The organism is Rudaea sp. 3F27F6 (genome assembly GCF_005503555.1).
Classification (GTDB): Bacteria; Pseudomonadota; Gammaproteobacteria; order Xanthomonadales; family Rhodanobacteraceae; genus Rudaea.
In genome coordinates, this window is the sequence record NZ_SCNG01000001.1 from 1,152,802 (window position 1) to 1,166,082 (window position 13,281).

Annotated in this window: 13 protein-coding genes and 1 riboswitch; of the genes, 3 read left to right on the plus strand and 10 right to left on the minus strand. The window is 67.3% G+C overall.

Features of this window, described 5'->3' with window-relative positions; genetic code table 11:
* The 10 genes from FFS30_RS04960 to FFS30_RS05005 form a co-directional block, all read right to left on the minus strand.
* Positions 1–930, minus strand: coding sequence for an efflux RND transporter periplasmic adaptor subunit (locus tag FFS30_RS04960; protein WP_137911978.1), 930 nt, complete (start codon positions 928–930; stop codon positions 1–3).
* Complete coding sequence (locus FFS30_RS04965; protein WP_137911979.1) at positions 923–1,117, minus strand: DUF1656 domain-containing protein; 195 nt, start codon at positions 1,115–1,117, stop codon at positions 923–925. Before FFS30_RS04965 ends, FFS30_RS04960 begins: the two co-directional genes overlap by 8 nt.
* On the minus strand, positions 1,107–3,203 hold the full coding sequence (locus FFS30_RS04970; protein ID WP_212742399.1) for an FUSC family protein: 2,097 nt from the start codon (positions 3,201–3,203) through the stop codon (positions 1,107–1,109). The genes FFS30_RS04965 and FFS30_RS04970 overlap by 11 nt, the downstream gene beginning before the upstream one ends.
* A gap of 97 nt (positions 3,204–3,300) precedes the next feature.
* Complete coding sequence (locus FFS30_RS04975; protein ID WP_137911980.1) at positions 3,301–4,242, minus strand: LysR family transcriptional regulator; 942 nt, start codon at positions 4,240–4,242, stop codon at positions 3,301–3,303.
* A 68-nt stretch (positions 4,243–4,310) separates the two neighbouring features.
* Positions 4,311–4,964, minus strand: a complete 654-nt coding sequence (locus tag FFS30_RS04980) for an epoxyqueuosine reductase QueH (protein WP_137911981.1) — start codon at positions 4,962–4,964, stop codon at positions 4,311–4,313.
* Entirely contained in the window at positions 4,961–5,851 is an 891-nt protein-coding gene (gene mmsB / locus FFS30_RS04985; protein WP_137911982.1) for a 3-hydroxyisobutyrate dehydrogenase, read from the minus strand. Before mmsB ends, FFS30_RS04980 begins: the two co-directional genes overlap by 4 nt.
* Positions 5,848–7,017 carry an enoyl-CoA hydratase/isomerase family protein gene (locus FFS30_RS04990; protein WP_137911983.1) on the minus strand — a complete coding sequence of 390 codons (1,170 nt, stop codon included), beginning with the start codon at positions 7,015–7,017 and terminating at the stop codon, positions 5,848–5,850. The genes mmsB and FFS30_RS04990 overlap by 4 nt, the downstream gene beginning before the upstream one ends.
* Entirely contained in the window at positions 7,014–7,826 is an 813-nt protein-coding gene (locus FFS30_RS04995) for an enoyl-CoA hydratase (RefSeq protein WP_171014421.1), read from the minus strand. Before FFS30_RS04995 ends, FFS30_RS04990 begins: the two co-directional genes overlap by 4 nt.
* Positions 7,823–8,989, minus strand: a complete 1,167-nt coding sequence (locus tag FFS30_RS05000) for an acyl-CoA dehydrogenase family protein (RefSeq protein WP_137912585.1) — start codon at positions 8,987–8,989, stop codon at positions 7,823–7,825. Before FFS30_RS05000 ends, FFS30_RS04995 begins: the two co-directional genes overlap by 4 nt.
* A 17-nt stretch (positions 8,990–9,006) precedes the next feature.
* The gene (locus tag FFS30_RS05005) at positions 9,007–10,521 is read right to left on the minus strand and encodes a CoA-acylating methylmalonate-semialdehyde dehydrogenase (RefSeq protein ID WP_137912586.1); all 1,515 of its coding nucleotides are present in this window, start codon (positions 10,519–10,521) and stop codon (positions 9,007–9,009) included.
* 137 nt (positions 10,522–10,658) lie between these two features.
* Positions 10,659–10,925, minus strand: a riboswitch (cobalamin riboswitch).
* A 274-nt stretch (positions 10,926–11,199) separates the two neighbouring features.
* Here FFS30_RS05005 and FFS30_RS05010 point away from each other — a divergent pair.
* From FFS30_RS05010 to FFS30_RS05020, 3 genes are read left to right on the plus strand one after another with little or no spacing between them, the layout of a single operon-like run.
* Positions 11,200–11,793 (plus strand): aminodeoxychorismate/anthranilate synthase component II, encoded by a 594-nt coding sequence (locus FFS30_RS05010; protein WP_137911984.1) that lies wholly within the window; start codon positions 11,200–11,202, stop codon positions 11,791–11,793.
* A gap of 13 nt (positions 11,794–11,806) precedes the next feature.
* Complete coding sequence (trpD, locus tag FFS30_RS05015; protein ID WP_171014422.1) at positions 11,807–12,859, plus strand: anthranilate phosphoribosyltransferase; 1,053 nt, start codon at positions 11,807–11,809, stop codon at positions 12,857–12,859.
* The gene (locus tag FFS30_RS05020; RefSeq protein WP_137911986.1) at positions 12,856–13,191 is read left to right on the plus strand and encodes an antibiotic biosynthesis monooxygenase; all 336 of its coding nucleotides are present in this window, start codon (positions 12,856–12,858) and stop codon (positions 13,189–13,191) included. Before trpD ends, FFS30_RS05020 begins: the two co-directional genes overlap by 4 nt.
* The last annotated feature ends 90 nt before the right edge of the window (positions 13,192–13,281 follow it).

Genomic DNA, 13,281 nt, shown 5'->3' on the forward strand with positions numbered 1-13,281 from the left:
TTACAGCCAACGATGCAGCCAAGCGGCGAGACGGCCTTGCGGCACGGAATGCTCGCCCGCTTCGGCGACTTCGACACTGCCGGTCATGCCGGCGGCGAGCAGCACGCCGTCCGGCAAGGCGTCGATCTCGATGCGCACCGGAATACGCTGGGCCAGACGCACCCAACTGAAACTCGGTTCGACGCTCGGCAAGCCCTGCGCATCGGCCTGCTCATTCGCGTTGGTGATGCCGCGGCCGATGCTGGCGACGTGGCCGTCGATCGTCGCGTCGAAGCCCATCAACTTGATCTGCGCCGGCGCACCGGGATGCACGCTGCGCAGCTTGGTCTCCTCGAAGTACGCGGTGATCCAGAAACTGTGCGCGTCGAGCAGGGCGATATTGACCTGGCCGGCGACGGCGTAGTCGCCGCGGCGCAGGCGCAGGTGGGTGACGTAGCCGTCCACCGGCGCGTACACGGCCGTGCGTTCGAGATCGAGACGCGCGACATCGAGCGTAGCCTGCGCACGCCGCTGTTCCGCCTGGGCAATGGCGACGGCGTGCGTCGCGCGCTGGATTTCCTCGCTCGGCACGAGTTCGTCCATGCCGCGGCGGCGGCGCGCGTCGTCGGACTTCTGCCGCAGCGCGGCGCTCGCCGCAGCCCATTGTGCCTCGGCCTGCTCGGCCGCGAGCCGATAGCGCTGCGCGTCGATGCGATAGAGCAGGTCGCCGCGGCGGACATAGGCGTTGTCTCTCACGGCAAGCTCGACGACGGTGCCGGCGACCTCGGGCGCGATGCGCACGACTTCGGCGCTGACACGGCCGTCGCGAGTCCATGGCGCAAGTACATAAGCGCGCCACAGAGCACTCACGAGCACGGCGGCGGCGCCGACCGCGAGCAAGGTGACGACCGCGCGGGCGATCGCTTTGATCAATGACGGAACGCTAGACATAAAGGATCAACGCGGAAACGAGACAAAGCGAAACGGCGAACTCCAGCAGCGCCGGATGCCACACCCAGCGCAGCACGCCGCAGCGCGCGAGCACGAAGCGCACGGCGAGAAACAGCGGCACGGCAACGCAGGCGTAGACGAAAAATGGCGGCAGACAGATGCCGGCGACGGCGAATTCACTGAGCACGGGCGCGACTCCGTGCGGGGGCGAAATAGTCGGCGTGGCGTTCGAGTAGAACGGCCAGATCGAGCAGGATGGCGGCGAGGCGCTGCCGTTCCGCTGAGGAGGGTGTTCGCGCCGCGCACAGCGAGCGCACCGCCCGCCGTGCATGGCGCGCCGCGCGCACGGGATCGTCTGCGCGCGCCGCCATGCGGCGCAACGCCGTCTCCATCAACGGCGTGAGGAATGCGTCGCGCGGCGCCCGGCGCAGCCACTGCCGAAGGCGCAGCACTTCGCGCCCAAGATGCAGGCTCGCAAGCGCATCGGTGATCGCGCGTTCCATCGCGTCGGGCCGCGACTTCAGCAGCGCGCTGAGTTGGGCGAGGCGATGCTGCTGGCGCAGCCGCCACGCGAGCGGGTTCGCGTGCGCGCCGCGCAGCACGGCCAGCGCTTCGTCGCGGATGCGTCGGCGCAGGCGCTCGGTGTCGCGCACGGCATCGCGCGGCCACAACAGGCGAAAGCCGAGCAGAACGAAAAACGTCGCCAAGATCCATGCGACCGACCAGTTCAGGAACAGGCCGGGGTCGTAGTGCATGGGATTGCCGGCGCCGGTCAGCGTGTTGAAGCCGACCAGATAGGCAAGCCCGGCGAGGCTATGCCGCGGCAGCCACGTCGCATAGATGCCCGGCAGCCAGAACAGGCCGAGCGTTGCGAGCAGCAGCGGCAGGCCATCGATGTGCGGCAGCACGCCGAACGCGCAGAGCCATGCCATCGGCACGGCGGGCAGCGTGCCTTTGACGAACTCGATCGCACCGGCGACCGGATTCGCTGCCGTCGCGAGCAAGGCGCAGTACGGCGCGAGCACGAGCAACATCATGTCGCCGTGCGGCCAGCCGGTGACGATCCAGAACGCGCCCGCGAGCACGAGTGTCGCCATCGCGCGCAGACCGTTGCGCAGCGCCATGCCGGGATCGCGATGAAAGTGCACCGGCGCGCCGGCGCCGCGCCGTGGCGTGAGCAGATGCGGCGCATGCAGGGCCGCAATGCCGCGTAGTGCAAGCGCGTAGTCGTCGATCTGTTCGATCGCGCGGTCGATGACGATCGACAATGCGCCCTGCCCTGCATCGGCTTGCGACGATGCGACAACGAGTCGTTCACGCGCACGACGCAACACATCGAGCGCAGCACCGAGGTCACGCGCTGAGGAACCGATCGCCGCGCCAACCTCGCGCCACGACTGTTCGAGTTCGACGCGCAGCCACGCCGGCGCTTGCCGGTCGGCCGCGGCCGAAGCGCCGCCGACGAGCGCGGCGAACAGCGCGGCCATCGCCTCGCGCACGGCGGCCGCGCGCTGCGCGAGGTCCGCCGACTCGGCCTTACCGAGCGCGAGCAGATCGTCCGCGGCGTAGATCTCCGTGATAAGGCTGCGCCGCGCCGAGTCCGTGCGCGCCTGCGCGTCTTCGTTGTCGACGCGTCCGTAGCGCAGCACCAGCGCCTCCGCCACGCCTGCGCCGAGGCGCGCGAGCAGGGCTTCGAGCCGGCCGCGTAGTGCGCGCGCGCTGAACAGCGCGGACACGAGGCCGAGGCAGACGACGCCGACGACCACGGTCGAGCCGCGGCCGACCACGTGCTCGAACGTCGACAGCGGATGCTGCATGGCACCGAAGGTGGCAAGGCCGACGGTGTAGCCGGCGACCACCGTGCCGGAAGCGCGGAAATGCCGCAGCAAAGTCATGCCGGCAACGCACAGGCCGAGCCACGCGCCGAAGCCGAGGACGAACAGCCACGGCATCTGCGCGAACGCACTCATCAGCACCACCGCGGCGAGCATGCCAACCAAGGTCCCGAGCACGCGCCAAGCGCCCTTGCCGATCACCGCGCCCTGCACCGGGTTGATCACGAGCAGCACGGTCGATGCCGCGGAGTACGGCGTCTCCAGTTGCAGCAGATAGGCGACGGTCAGTGCGAGCCAGGCGGCGAGGATCGAACGCAGAACGTAGCGCGCGCCGGGCGCGGCCAGATCGACGCGTGCGAGCCACGCCACGAAGCGTGCCCGCCGTGCGCTCGCGGCGACGCGCAAATCAGATGGCGCCGGCAGCGACGCGGAACGCACGATGGTTTCCTTTCGAAGTGGTCACCCGAAACATTCTGGGTTGCGGCGACCATGTCGAAAAGTGACTTTATCGGAATCGACGTTTGCGTCCGACGCACTATTTGCCGGCGGATTTTTTCCCGCGTGCGCTTGGGCGATTCGCACTCGTGCACAGTTCGCGGATCGTGCGGCGCAGCCATTGATGACCGGGATCGCCCTGCAGGCGCGGATGCCAGGCCTGAGTGATCGGCACCGCGGCGACGGTCACCGGAAGCTCGAACAGTTTGATCCGCAGCCCAGCGGACTGCGCGCCACGCGCGAGGTGTTCCGGCAGCGGCAGCAGCAGATCCGATTCCTGCAAGGCGAACACCGCCGCATACGGCGTCGGCACAACGAGCACGACGCGGCGGCGCAGTCCGAGCGCCTGCAGGGCGTCGTCGATCGGCCCCGCGGACTTGCCGCGCCGCGATACGCCGATATGACCCCATCGCGTCAGCCGCTCCGGCGTGATCTCGGCGCGAAAAATCGGATGGCCCTGGCGCGCCACGCCGACGAAGGACGTGGTGAACAACGGCTGCACGCGCATTTCCGGGCCGAGCTTGCGCGCCGCGCTGATGAACAGGTCGATGCGCCCGCTGCGCAACGCTTCGTCGTCGACATCGTCCTGCTCGGGCGCGAAGCGCAGCATCGCGCGCGGCATCGCCGCGGCCATCGCCTCGAGCAGGCGTCCCGAATAGGTGCCGACGAAGATATCGTTGGCGCGCACATTGAAGCGCCGGTCGAGCGTACGCAGGTCGACTTCTTCGCCCGGCGCGAGCGCCTGCGCGGCCTGTTCGACTGCCGCCCGAACCTGCTCGCGCAAGGCGAGCGCGCGCGGCGTCGGCACGAGTTTCCTGCCGGCGAGGACGAAGACCGGATCGCCGAGGGTCTCGCGGATGCGGCTCAGCGTGCGGCTCATCGCCGGCGCGCTCAGGTTCATGCGCCGCGCGGCGCCGACCACGCTGCCCTCTTCGAGGAGGACGTCGAGGGCGAACAGCAGGTTGAGGTCGGGGCGCTCCATCTCGGCTTCCGCATCGTTGCTCTTGGCCCAATGCTAATCCGACGGCCGCGTCCGCGGCGATGGGCCGCCTAGTTTTCGCCGTCGCCGTAGTACTGCACGCCGATATAGATACGCTCGCGGCCCTGCGCGCGGCGATGGCGGTTGGTATCGCGCAGCGAGTAGACGCAGCCGCAGTATTCCTGCTGGTAGAAGCGTTCGCGCTTGCTGATCTCGATCATGCGCTGGCTGCCGCCGCCCTTGCGCCAGTTGTGCTCCCAATAGCTGAGGCCGGCATACGGCGCGACCGCGCGGCGGCCGCTGTCGTTGATCTGATCCATGTTCTTCCAGCGCGAGATACCGAGCGAACTCGTCATCGCCGCGAAGCCGTGTTCATGCGCATAGAGCGCCGTGCGCTCGAAGCGCATATCGAAACACATGCTGCAGCGGATGCCGCGCTCGGGCTCGTTCTCCATGCCCTTGGCGCGCGCGAACCAATTGTCGGTGTCGTAGTCCGCATCGACGAACGCCACGCCGTGTTTATCGGCAAAGCGGATGTTCTCCTGCTTGCGCAGTTCGTATTCCTTCGCCGGATGAATGTTCGGGTTGTAGAAGAAGATCGTGTAGTCGATGCCCGACTCGACGAAGGCTTCCATCAGTTCGCCCGAGCACGGCGCACAGCACGAGTGCAGCAGCAGTTTGTCGGCGCCGCCGGGCAAGGTCAGTTTTTCCCGCACGCCGCTCACGGTGCTTTCGCCACGAGTTTCACCACGCTGGAAAAATCGAGGTGGCCGTTGCCAGCGCGGCGGTTCATCGCGTAGAGGTTGCGCGCGAGTTCGCCGAGCGGAATCGACGCGCCGACGCCCATCGCCGCTTCGGCGGCGAGGCCGAGATCCTTGAGCATCAGATCGTTGCCGAAGCCGCCCGAGTAGCCGCGCGACGCCGGCACATTGTCGAGCACGCCGGGCCACGGATTGCAGACCTCGGTCGCCCAACTGCGGCTCGTGCTGACCGCCATCATCTGCGACAGCGTCTTCGCATCGAGTCCGTGCGCGACGCCGAGCGCGATCGCCTCGCCGGTCACCGCCATGATCACGCCGAGCGCCATGTTGTTGCACAGCTTGGCGACCTGGCCCGCGCCCGCGGCGCCCATGTGGAAGACGTTCTTGCCCATCGCCGCTAGCAAGGGCCGCGCGCGTTCGAGCGCCGCCGCTTCGCCGCCGACGATAAAGGTCAGCGTGCCGGCCGCCGCGCCCGCGGTGCCGCCGGACACCGGCGCATCGAGCATTGCTAGACCGTGCGCGGCGGCGGCTTCGGCGACTTTGCGCGCGGACGCGGGCGCGATCGTGCTGCAGTCGACGACGAGCGCGCCGGCCGGAATTTTTGCGAGCAGCCCGTCGGCGCCGAGATAGAGACTCTCGACATGCGGACTCGCCGGCAGCATCGAGATCACCGCCTCGGCATCGGCGACCGCTTCGGCGGCGCTGCCCGCGGCCCTGGCACCGGCCGCAACCGCGGCTTCGACCGCGGCCGGAACGAGATCGAATACGCGCAAGGCATGCCCGGCCTTGAGCAAGTTGGCGGCCATCGGGCCACCCATGTGGCCGAGGCCGATGAAAGCGATGCGACTCATGCGGAAGTCTCCGTCGGGGCGCCGAGGTCGGCCAGCGGATGCGCAGGATCCGGCCACGGTGCGGTGAAGAAAGGCGCGGCCCACGCGCTCGTGGCGGCAGCCAGCATCGCGGGGTTCCAGCGCGGGCTGCGGTCTTTGTCGATCAGCAGCGCGCGGATGCCTTCGGCGAAATCGCCGTGCGCGGCGCAGTGCAGCGAGGCGATGTATTCGAGACGGAACGTGTCGGCAAGCGACAAGGTTGCGGCGCGGCGCTGCAATTCATAGCCGAGCCGCGCCGAACCGGGCGAGCCGGCTGCCAGCGTCGTCTTCGCCTGCTGCAGCCACGCGTCGTCCGACGCAAGCTCGGCAATCGCGGCGGCAATCGTCTGCAAATCGTCGTGCGCGCAGATCGCGGCGATCGTCGGTGCGTTGCGTTGCAGCGGGCCCGGTGCTAACGGCGATTCGAAGTCGCGCAGCAATGCGGTCAGTCGCTGGCGATTCTGTGTGGCGTCTCCGTTCCAATCCTGCGTGAGCAAAGCGTCGATAACCGCAGCGCGTTTGGCTTCTTCGATATAGCAGTCGGCAAGACCGGCATGGATGGCATCGCCGGCATTGAGCAGCGCACCGGTCAGCGCGAGGAACACGCCGCCGCGATCGGGTACGCGGTTCAATAGCCAACTGCCGCCGACGTCCGGATACAGACCGACGGTAATCTCCGGAAACGCGAGCTTGGAGCGTTCGCTGACCACGCGATGACTCGCGCCCGACATCAGGCCGATGCCGCCGCCCATGACGATGCCGTGGCCCCAGCACAGCAGGGGTTTCGAATAGGTGTGAATGCGGTAGTCGAGACGGTACTCGGTGGCGAAGAAGTCCGCCGCGTAGGCATTGCCGCGGATGTCTCCGCTGCCGCTGTCGCGGAACGCGAGCATGCTGCGATACAACCCATGCAGGTCGCCGCCCGCGCAGAACGCTTTTTCGCCGGCGCCTTGCAGCACGACAAGAACGATGGATTCGTCGTGCGCCCATTGAGCGAGGCGCGCATCGAGCAGCCGCGCCATGTCGAGCGAAAGGCCGTTGAGCGTCTTCGCCGCGTTGAGCGTGGCGACGCCGACGCGCCTGCCGCGGCCGGCCGCACGTTCCTCGAACAACACCGGTGCTTCGATCGGCGCGACCGTGTCGTTCATGCATTCTTCCATTGCGCCGCACGCTTTTCGAGGAAAGCGTTGACGCCCTCGGCCTGGTCGGCACGGTCGAACAGATCGACGAAGGCTTCGCGCTCGCGCACGAGTGCAGTCGCGTGCGACTGGCTGCGCGTGGCCTGCACGAGCGCCTTGCAGGCGGCGACGCTGGTCGGGCTCTGCTTCTCGGCCTGTTTGGCCCAGGCCAGCGCCTTCTCTTTCGCTTCGCCCTTCCCTACCACTTCCTCGACCAGACCGATGCGCTGCGCGGTCGCGGCATCGAGGCGCTCGCCGAGCAGGATCATGCGCTTGGCCCAGCCCTCGCCGATCAGGCGCGGCAGGTTCTGCGTGCCGCCCGCACATGGCAGCAGGCCGACGGTCGCTTCGGGCAGGGCCATCTGCGCCTGCTCTTCGGCAATGCGCAGATCGCAGGCCAGCGCGCATTCGAGGCCGCCGCCCATGGCGAAGCCATTGATCGCCGCGATGCTGACGCCGCGGAACGCACTCAAGGCCTCGAACGCCTCGCCGAAACGTCGCGCCGCTTCGCGCGCGAGCGCCTTGTCGCCCGTGGCGAACTGCTTGAGATCGGCGCCGGCCGAGAAGAATTTTTCGCCCGCACCGGTGATCACGAGCGAGTAAATGTCGCGGTCGGCATCTAGCTCGGCGACGAGATCGCGCAGCGCGGCGAGACTGTGCACCGTCCAAGTGTTCGCCGGCGGATTGCTCAAGGTGACGATCGCGACGTGGCCGTCGATTTCGAGCTGGAGGCCGGTCCAGTCACGGCTGCGATAATCATTGATAGCGGCGACACTCATCGCAATTCCTCTTCGCTGTTGAGCAGGTGGCGCGCGACGATCACGCGCATGATTTCGTTGGTGCCTTCGAGGATCTGGTGCACGCGGCAATCACGCAGCAGGCGCTCGATCGGATACTCGCGGATGTAGCCGTAGCCGCCGTGCAACTGCAGCGCGTCGTTGCAGATCGCGAAGCCGGCGTCGGTGGCGAAGCGCTTGGCCATCGCGCACCAGACCGTGGCATCGCCGCTGCGCGCATCGAGCTTGCGCGCGGCGGTGTGCACCATCTGCCGCGCGGCGACGAGTTCGGTCGCCATGTCGGCGAGCTTGAACTGCAGGGCCTGGAACTCGGCGAGCTTCCTGCCGAACTGGCGGCGCTCGCCCATGTAGCGGCGCGCAGCGTCGAGCGCGCCCTGCGCAGCGCCGAGCGAACAAGCGGCGATGTTGAGGCGGCCGCCGTCGAGTCCCTTCATCGCGATGCGGAAGCCATCGCCCTCGCTGCCGAGCAGATTCGCCTCCGCCACGCGTACGTTCTCGAAGGTGACGCCGCGCGTCGGCTGGCTGTTCCAGCCGAGCTTGTCTTCCTTGCGCCCGTAGCCGACGCCCGGCGCATCGGCCGGCACGGCGAACGCGCTGATGCCGCGCGCACCTTCGCCGCCGCTGCGCGCCATGACGACGAGCACGTCGGTCGCGCCGGCGCCCGAGATAAACGCTTTGCTGCCGTTGAGCACGTAGCCGTCGCCGTCGCGCACCGCGCGTGTCTTCAGCGAAGCGGCATCGGAGCCCGCGCCCGGTTCGGTCAGGCAGTACGACGCCAGCTTGGCGCCGCTCGCGAGCGCCGGCCCCCAGGCATCGCGCAGCGCCGGCCGCGCATGCGCGGTCAGCATCCACGTCGCCATGTTGTGGATGCTGATGAACGCGGCAGTGGACGGATCGACCGCGGCGAGTTCCTCGAACACGATCGCAGCATCGAGACGGCTCAATCCACTGCCGCCGGCGATCTCGTCAGTGTAGAGGCCGCAGAAGCCAAGTTCGCCGGCCTTGGCAATGGCGTCGCGCGGGAAGATGCTCTCGGCGTCCCAGCGCGCCGCGTGCGGCGCCAGCTCGGCCTGGGCGAAATCGCGCGCGGCCTCGCGGAAGGCGAGCTGCTCTTCGCTGAAACCCAACGGTGCCGCGGTCGCCATGTCCATGACCGCGGCCGTCACTTCAGGCTGATCGTGGTGTTGACGCCGTGGCCGAGCGTGTCGTCGTCGAACCAGCGCGCGGTCACGGTCTTGGTCTGGGTGTAGAACGTGACGACTTGTTTGCCGTACGGACCGAGGTCGCCGAGCTTCGACGCACGCGAGCCGGTGAACGAGAACAGCGGCACCGGCACCGGAATCGGCACGTTGATGCCGACCTGGCCGACGTCAATGTCTTCCTGGAATCTGCGCGCGGCGGCACCGGATTGGGTGAAGATCGCGGTGCCGTTGCCGTTCGGGTTGGCGTTGACCAGCGCAATCGCCTCGTCGAGCGTTTCCGCTTCGAGGATCACGAGCACCGGCCCGAAGATTTCCTCGTCGTAGATGCGCATGCCGGGCTTCACGCCCGAGAAAATGGTCGGACCGACGAAGTTGCCGCGCTCGAAGCCGGAGACAGTCGGATGACGCCCGTCCAGTTCGAGCGTGGCGCCCTGCTCGACGCCGGCGGCGATGAATCCTTCGACACGCTCGCGCGCGGCGCACGAGATCAGCGGACCGACATCGGTGCCGGCCACGCTGCCGGCGTTGACTTTGAGCGTCTTCGCCTTGGCGACGAGTTCGGGAATCCAACGGCGCGTCTCGCCGACGAGCACCGCGGTGCTCGCCGCCATACAGCGTTGGCCCGCGGCGCCGAACGCCGCACCGGCGAGGGCATTGAGGGTCTGCTCCTTGTTCGCGTCGGGCAGCACGACGGCGTGATTTTTCGCGCCCATCATGCACTGCACGCGTTTGCCGGCGAGCAACGCGCGCCGGTAGACATGCGTGCCGACGCGCGTCGAACCGACGAACGAGACGGCCTTGATGTCCTTGTGATCGCAGATCGCGTTGACCACGTCCTCGCCGCCGTGGACGACATTGAGCACGCCGTTCGGCACGCCGGCTTCGAGCGCGAGTTCGACGAGGCGCATCGTCACCATCGGATCCTGTTCGGACGGTTTCAGCACGAAGGTGTTGCCGGTGGCGATTGCCATCGGGAACATCCATAGCGGAATCATCGCCGGGAAATTGAACGGCGTGATGCCGGCGCAGACGCCGAGCGGCTGCAGGATCGTGTACGTGTCGACGCCGCCGGCGACGTTGTTGGCGAGTTCGCCAAGCTGAAGATTGCCGATCGCCGCGGCATGCTCGACTACTTCGAGGCCGCGGAACACGTCACCCTCGGCGTCGGCGAGGGTCTTGCCCTGCTCGGCGGTCAGGATCGCCGCGAGTTCCCGCATGTGCTCGCGGATCAACTGTTGGTATTTGAGGAAAATGCGCGCGCGCGTGCCGATCGGCGTCTTGCGCCAGGTCTTGAACGCGCGCTGCGCCGCGGCCACGGCGGCATCGACTTCGACCGCGGTGGTGAACGGCACGCGTGCGAGCACGGTCTGCGTCGCCGGATTGACGACGTCGCGCCATTGGGAAGTCTTCGATTCGACGAACTGCCCGTCGATAAGCAGCTTGACCGTGGCAACCTCGGTCACCGTTCGGTGCATCTCGTTCATGGTCCTGCCTCCGTATCGCTCACCCGCGTGACGGGGATGCGAGAGCAGGACGGTCGAATCGAGGCAACGGGACGCCGCTCCGAGTCAGCTCGTCCGGTTGCCCGCCGCAACACCCGAGAACAGCGTCGCCGAGGACGCTCGCCACAGGCCGGTCTCCGGGCTTGCGAGCAATGCCTGAAGCATCCCCCCGACACCTTCCCGCGCAAGCGCAGTGGTCGTACGTCGGGTTTTCTCGCCTACCGTTGCGGGGGCAGCGCCGGAATTGAGGACTGCGGCCATTGCTGACCGCTTTCGATCTTCGCGATCGCGGACGATCGCAAAAACCCTCGCACCGACTTCCCGTTTCACCCTGCGCGCCGCGACGGCGGCAGGGCACCTGAGGTGCGTGCAGTGTAGGCGCCCTCCTCCCTCGGAGACAAGCCGAGCGCCCGATGCCGGGTCTGCACGATGTCGAATCGGCCCGCGTAACGACGACGGCGACGCTGTCGTTCAGCCGCGCGACTAAACGCGGGGGCGCGTTTGCTAGTACGATGCGACGTAGGCGCCGGGCACGGCCCGGTCGCAGCGCCGCTCCATCGAACCCCTTGAGGTCGGAAACCGGCGATGCCCGATCGGCATCCAGCCCCGGCGCTGAAAATTTACTTAGCCAAATCAGAATATAGTGCCGCCATGCTGCTGATGATCGACAACTACGACAGTTTCACCTACAACCTCGTGCAGTATCTCGGCGAGTTGGGCGAGGACGTGCGCGTGGTGCGCAACGACGAATTGAGCGTCGCCGAAATCAAGAAGCTCGCGCCGACGAAAATCGTGATCTCGCCGGGCCCGTGCACGCCGAACGAGGCGGGCGTGTCGCTCGAAGTGATCGAAAAGCTCGGCGGCCAAGTGCCGATCCTCGGCGTCTGCCTCGGCCATCAGGCGATCGGACAGGCATTCGGCGGCAAAGTGGTGCGTGCACGCGAGATCATGCACGGCAAAACCTCGCCGATTCATCACAAGAACGTCGGCGTGTTCGCCGGCCTGCCGAATCCGTTCGAGGCGACGCGGTATCATTCTCTCATTGTGGAGAAAGATACTTTGCCGGCCTGCCTCGAAGTCACTGCGTGGACCGAACATGCCGACGGCAGCCTCGACGAGATCATGGGCCTGCGCCACAAGACCCTGCCGATCGAAGGCGTGCAGTTCCATCCCGAATCGATCATGACCCAGCACGGCCACGATCAGCTGCGCAATTTCCTGCGCGCGCCGAAGCTCGCAGCGTAAGGTTCTGAGTTCCATGGCGATCACTCCGCAACAGGCGCTGCAGCGCACGATCGAGCACCGCGAGATTTTCCACGACGAGATGATCGACCTGATGGGTCAGATCATGCGCGGGGAAGTGTCGCCGACCATGACCGCCGCGATCCTGGCCGGCCTGCGCGTGAAGAAGGAAACCGTCGGCGAGATCGCCGCGGCCGCACGCGTGATGCGCGAGATGGCGGCGAAGGTGCCGTTGACCGAAGGCAACGGCACGAACCGCCATCTGGTCGACATCGTCGGCACCGGCGGCGACGGCTCGAATACGTTCAACATCTCGACCGCGTCGATGTTCGTCGTCGCGGCGGCCGGCGCGCGCGTCGCCAAGCACGGCAACCGCAGCGCCTCGTCGAAGTCGGGCAGCGCGGACGTGCTCGAAGCGTTCGGCGCGGCGATCGACCTCGGCCCGGCCCAGGTCGCTGCCTGCCTCGACGAGACCGGCATCGGCTTCATGTACGCGCCGAACCACCACCCGGCGATGAAGAACGTGGGCGCAGTGCGCAAGGAAATGGGCGTGCGCACGCTGTTCAACATTCTTGGGCCGCTGACCAACCCGGCCGGCGCGTCGCATATTCTCATGGGCGTGTTCCATCCCGATCTTGTCGGCATTCAGGTGCGCGTGCTGCAGCGCCTCGGCGCGGGCAACGCGCTCGTCGTCTGGGGCCGCGACGGCATGGACGAGATTTCGCTCGCGGGCCCGACCCTGGTCGGCGAGCTGCGCGACGGCAGGGTCGACGAGTACGAAATCGAGCCGGCGCAGTTCGGTTTCGCCGCGGTCGACAGCGCGGTGCTGCGCGTCGAGAATCCCGAACAGTCCAAGGCGCGCGTGCTCGAAGCGTTGGAAAATCGCGCCGGCGCCGCACACGACATCGTCGCGCTCAATGCCGGCGCGGCCTTGTATGCGTCGGGCCGCGTCGATTCGATCGCAGCCGGCGTCGAAGCGGCGAAAGCGGCCCTGGAAAACGGCACCGCGCGCGCTAAGCTCGATCAATTCGTCGCGACGACGCGACGCTTGAAAGAGGAGTCCGCATGAGCGGGACGGGATTTGCGAAGACGCCGCCACCGCCGTACTACGCGGTGATTTTCACCTCGCAGCGCAACGGCAGCGGCGAGGCCGACTATGCGGCGGCAGCCGATGCGATGTTCGAACTCGTGCAGCAGCAGCCGGGGTTTCTCGGTGCCGAGTCGGCGCGCGGCGCCGACGGCCTCGGCATCACCGTCGCCTATTTCGACAGCGAAGAGAACATCCGCCGCTGGCGCAATCACACCGAACACGCGGCCACGCGCGAACGCGGCAAGCGCGAGTGGTACGAGCATTTCGAGGTGCGCGTAGCGAAGGTCGAACGCGCGTACTCAGGTCCATAAATAGCCGTTTTTTTGTCAATCTCGCGAGAAGCGAGGAACCCGTTTTTTCTTTCGCCGAAGAGCATGAAAAGACGAAGCTGGATTCCCGCT

What these genes read in the sequence shown, in the direction of transcription:
- FFS30_RS04975 (WP_137911980.1), bottom strand. Translation starts at nt 4,242, where the DNA reads ATGGAGCGCCCCGACCTCAACCTGCTGTTCGCCCTCGACGTCCTCCTC.
- FFS30_RS04960 (WP_137911978.1), bottom strand. Translation starts at nt 930, where the DNA reads ATGTCTAGCGTTCCGTCATTGATCAAAGCGATCGCCCGCGCGGTCGTC.
- FFS30_RS05010 (WP_137911984.1), top strand. Translation starts at nt 11,200, where the DNA reads ATGCTGCTGATGATCGACAACTACGACAGTTTCACCTACAACCTCGTG.
- trpD (WP_171014422.1), top strand. Translation starts at nt 11,807, where the DNA reads ATGGCGATCACTCCGCAACAGGCGCTGCAGCGCACGATCGAGCACCGC.
- FFS30_RS04990 (WP_137911983.1), bottom strand. Translation starts at nt 7,017, where the DNA reads ATGAACGACACGGTCGCGCCGATCGAAGCACCGGTGTTGTTCGAGGAA.
- FFS30_RS05000 (WP_137912585.1), bottom strand. Translation starts at nt 8,989, where the DNA reads ATGGCGACCGCGGCACCGTTGGGTTTCAGCGAAGAGCAGCTCGCCTTC.
- FFS30_RS05005 (WP_137912586.1), bottom strand. Translation starts at nt 10,521, where the DNA reads ATGCACCGAACGGTGACCGAGGTTGCCACGGTCAAGCTGCTTATCGAC.
- FFS30_RS05020 (WP_137911986.1), top strand. Translation starts at nt 12,856, where the DNA reads ATGAGCGGGACGGGATTTGCGAAGACGCCGCCACCGCCGTACTACGCG.
- mmsB (WP_137911982.1), bottom strand. Translation starts at nt 5,851, where the DNA reads ATGAGTCGCATCGCTTTCATCGGCCTCGGCCACATGGGTGGCCCGATG.
- FFS30_RS04995 (WP_171014421.1), bottom strand. Translation starts at nt 7,826, where the DNA reads ATGAGTGTCGCCGCTATCAATGATTATCGCAGCCGTGACTGGACCGGC.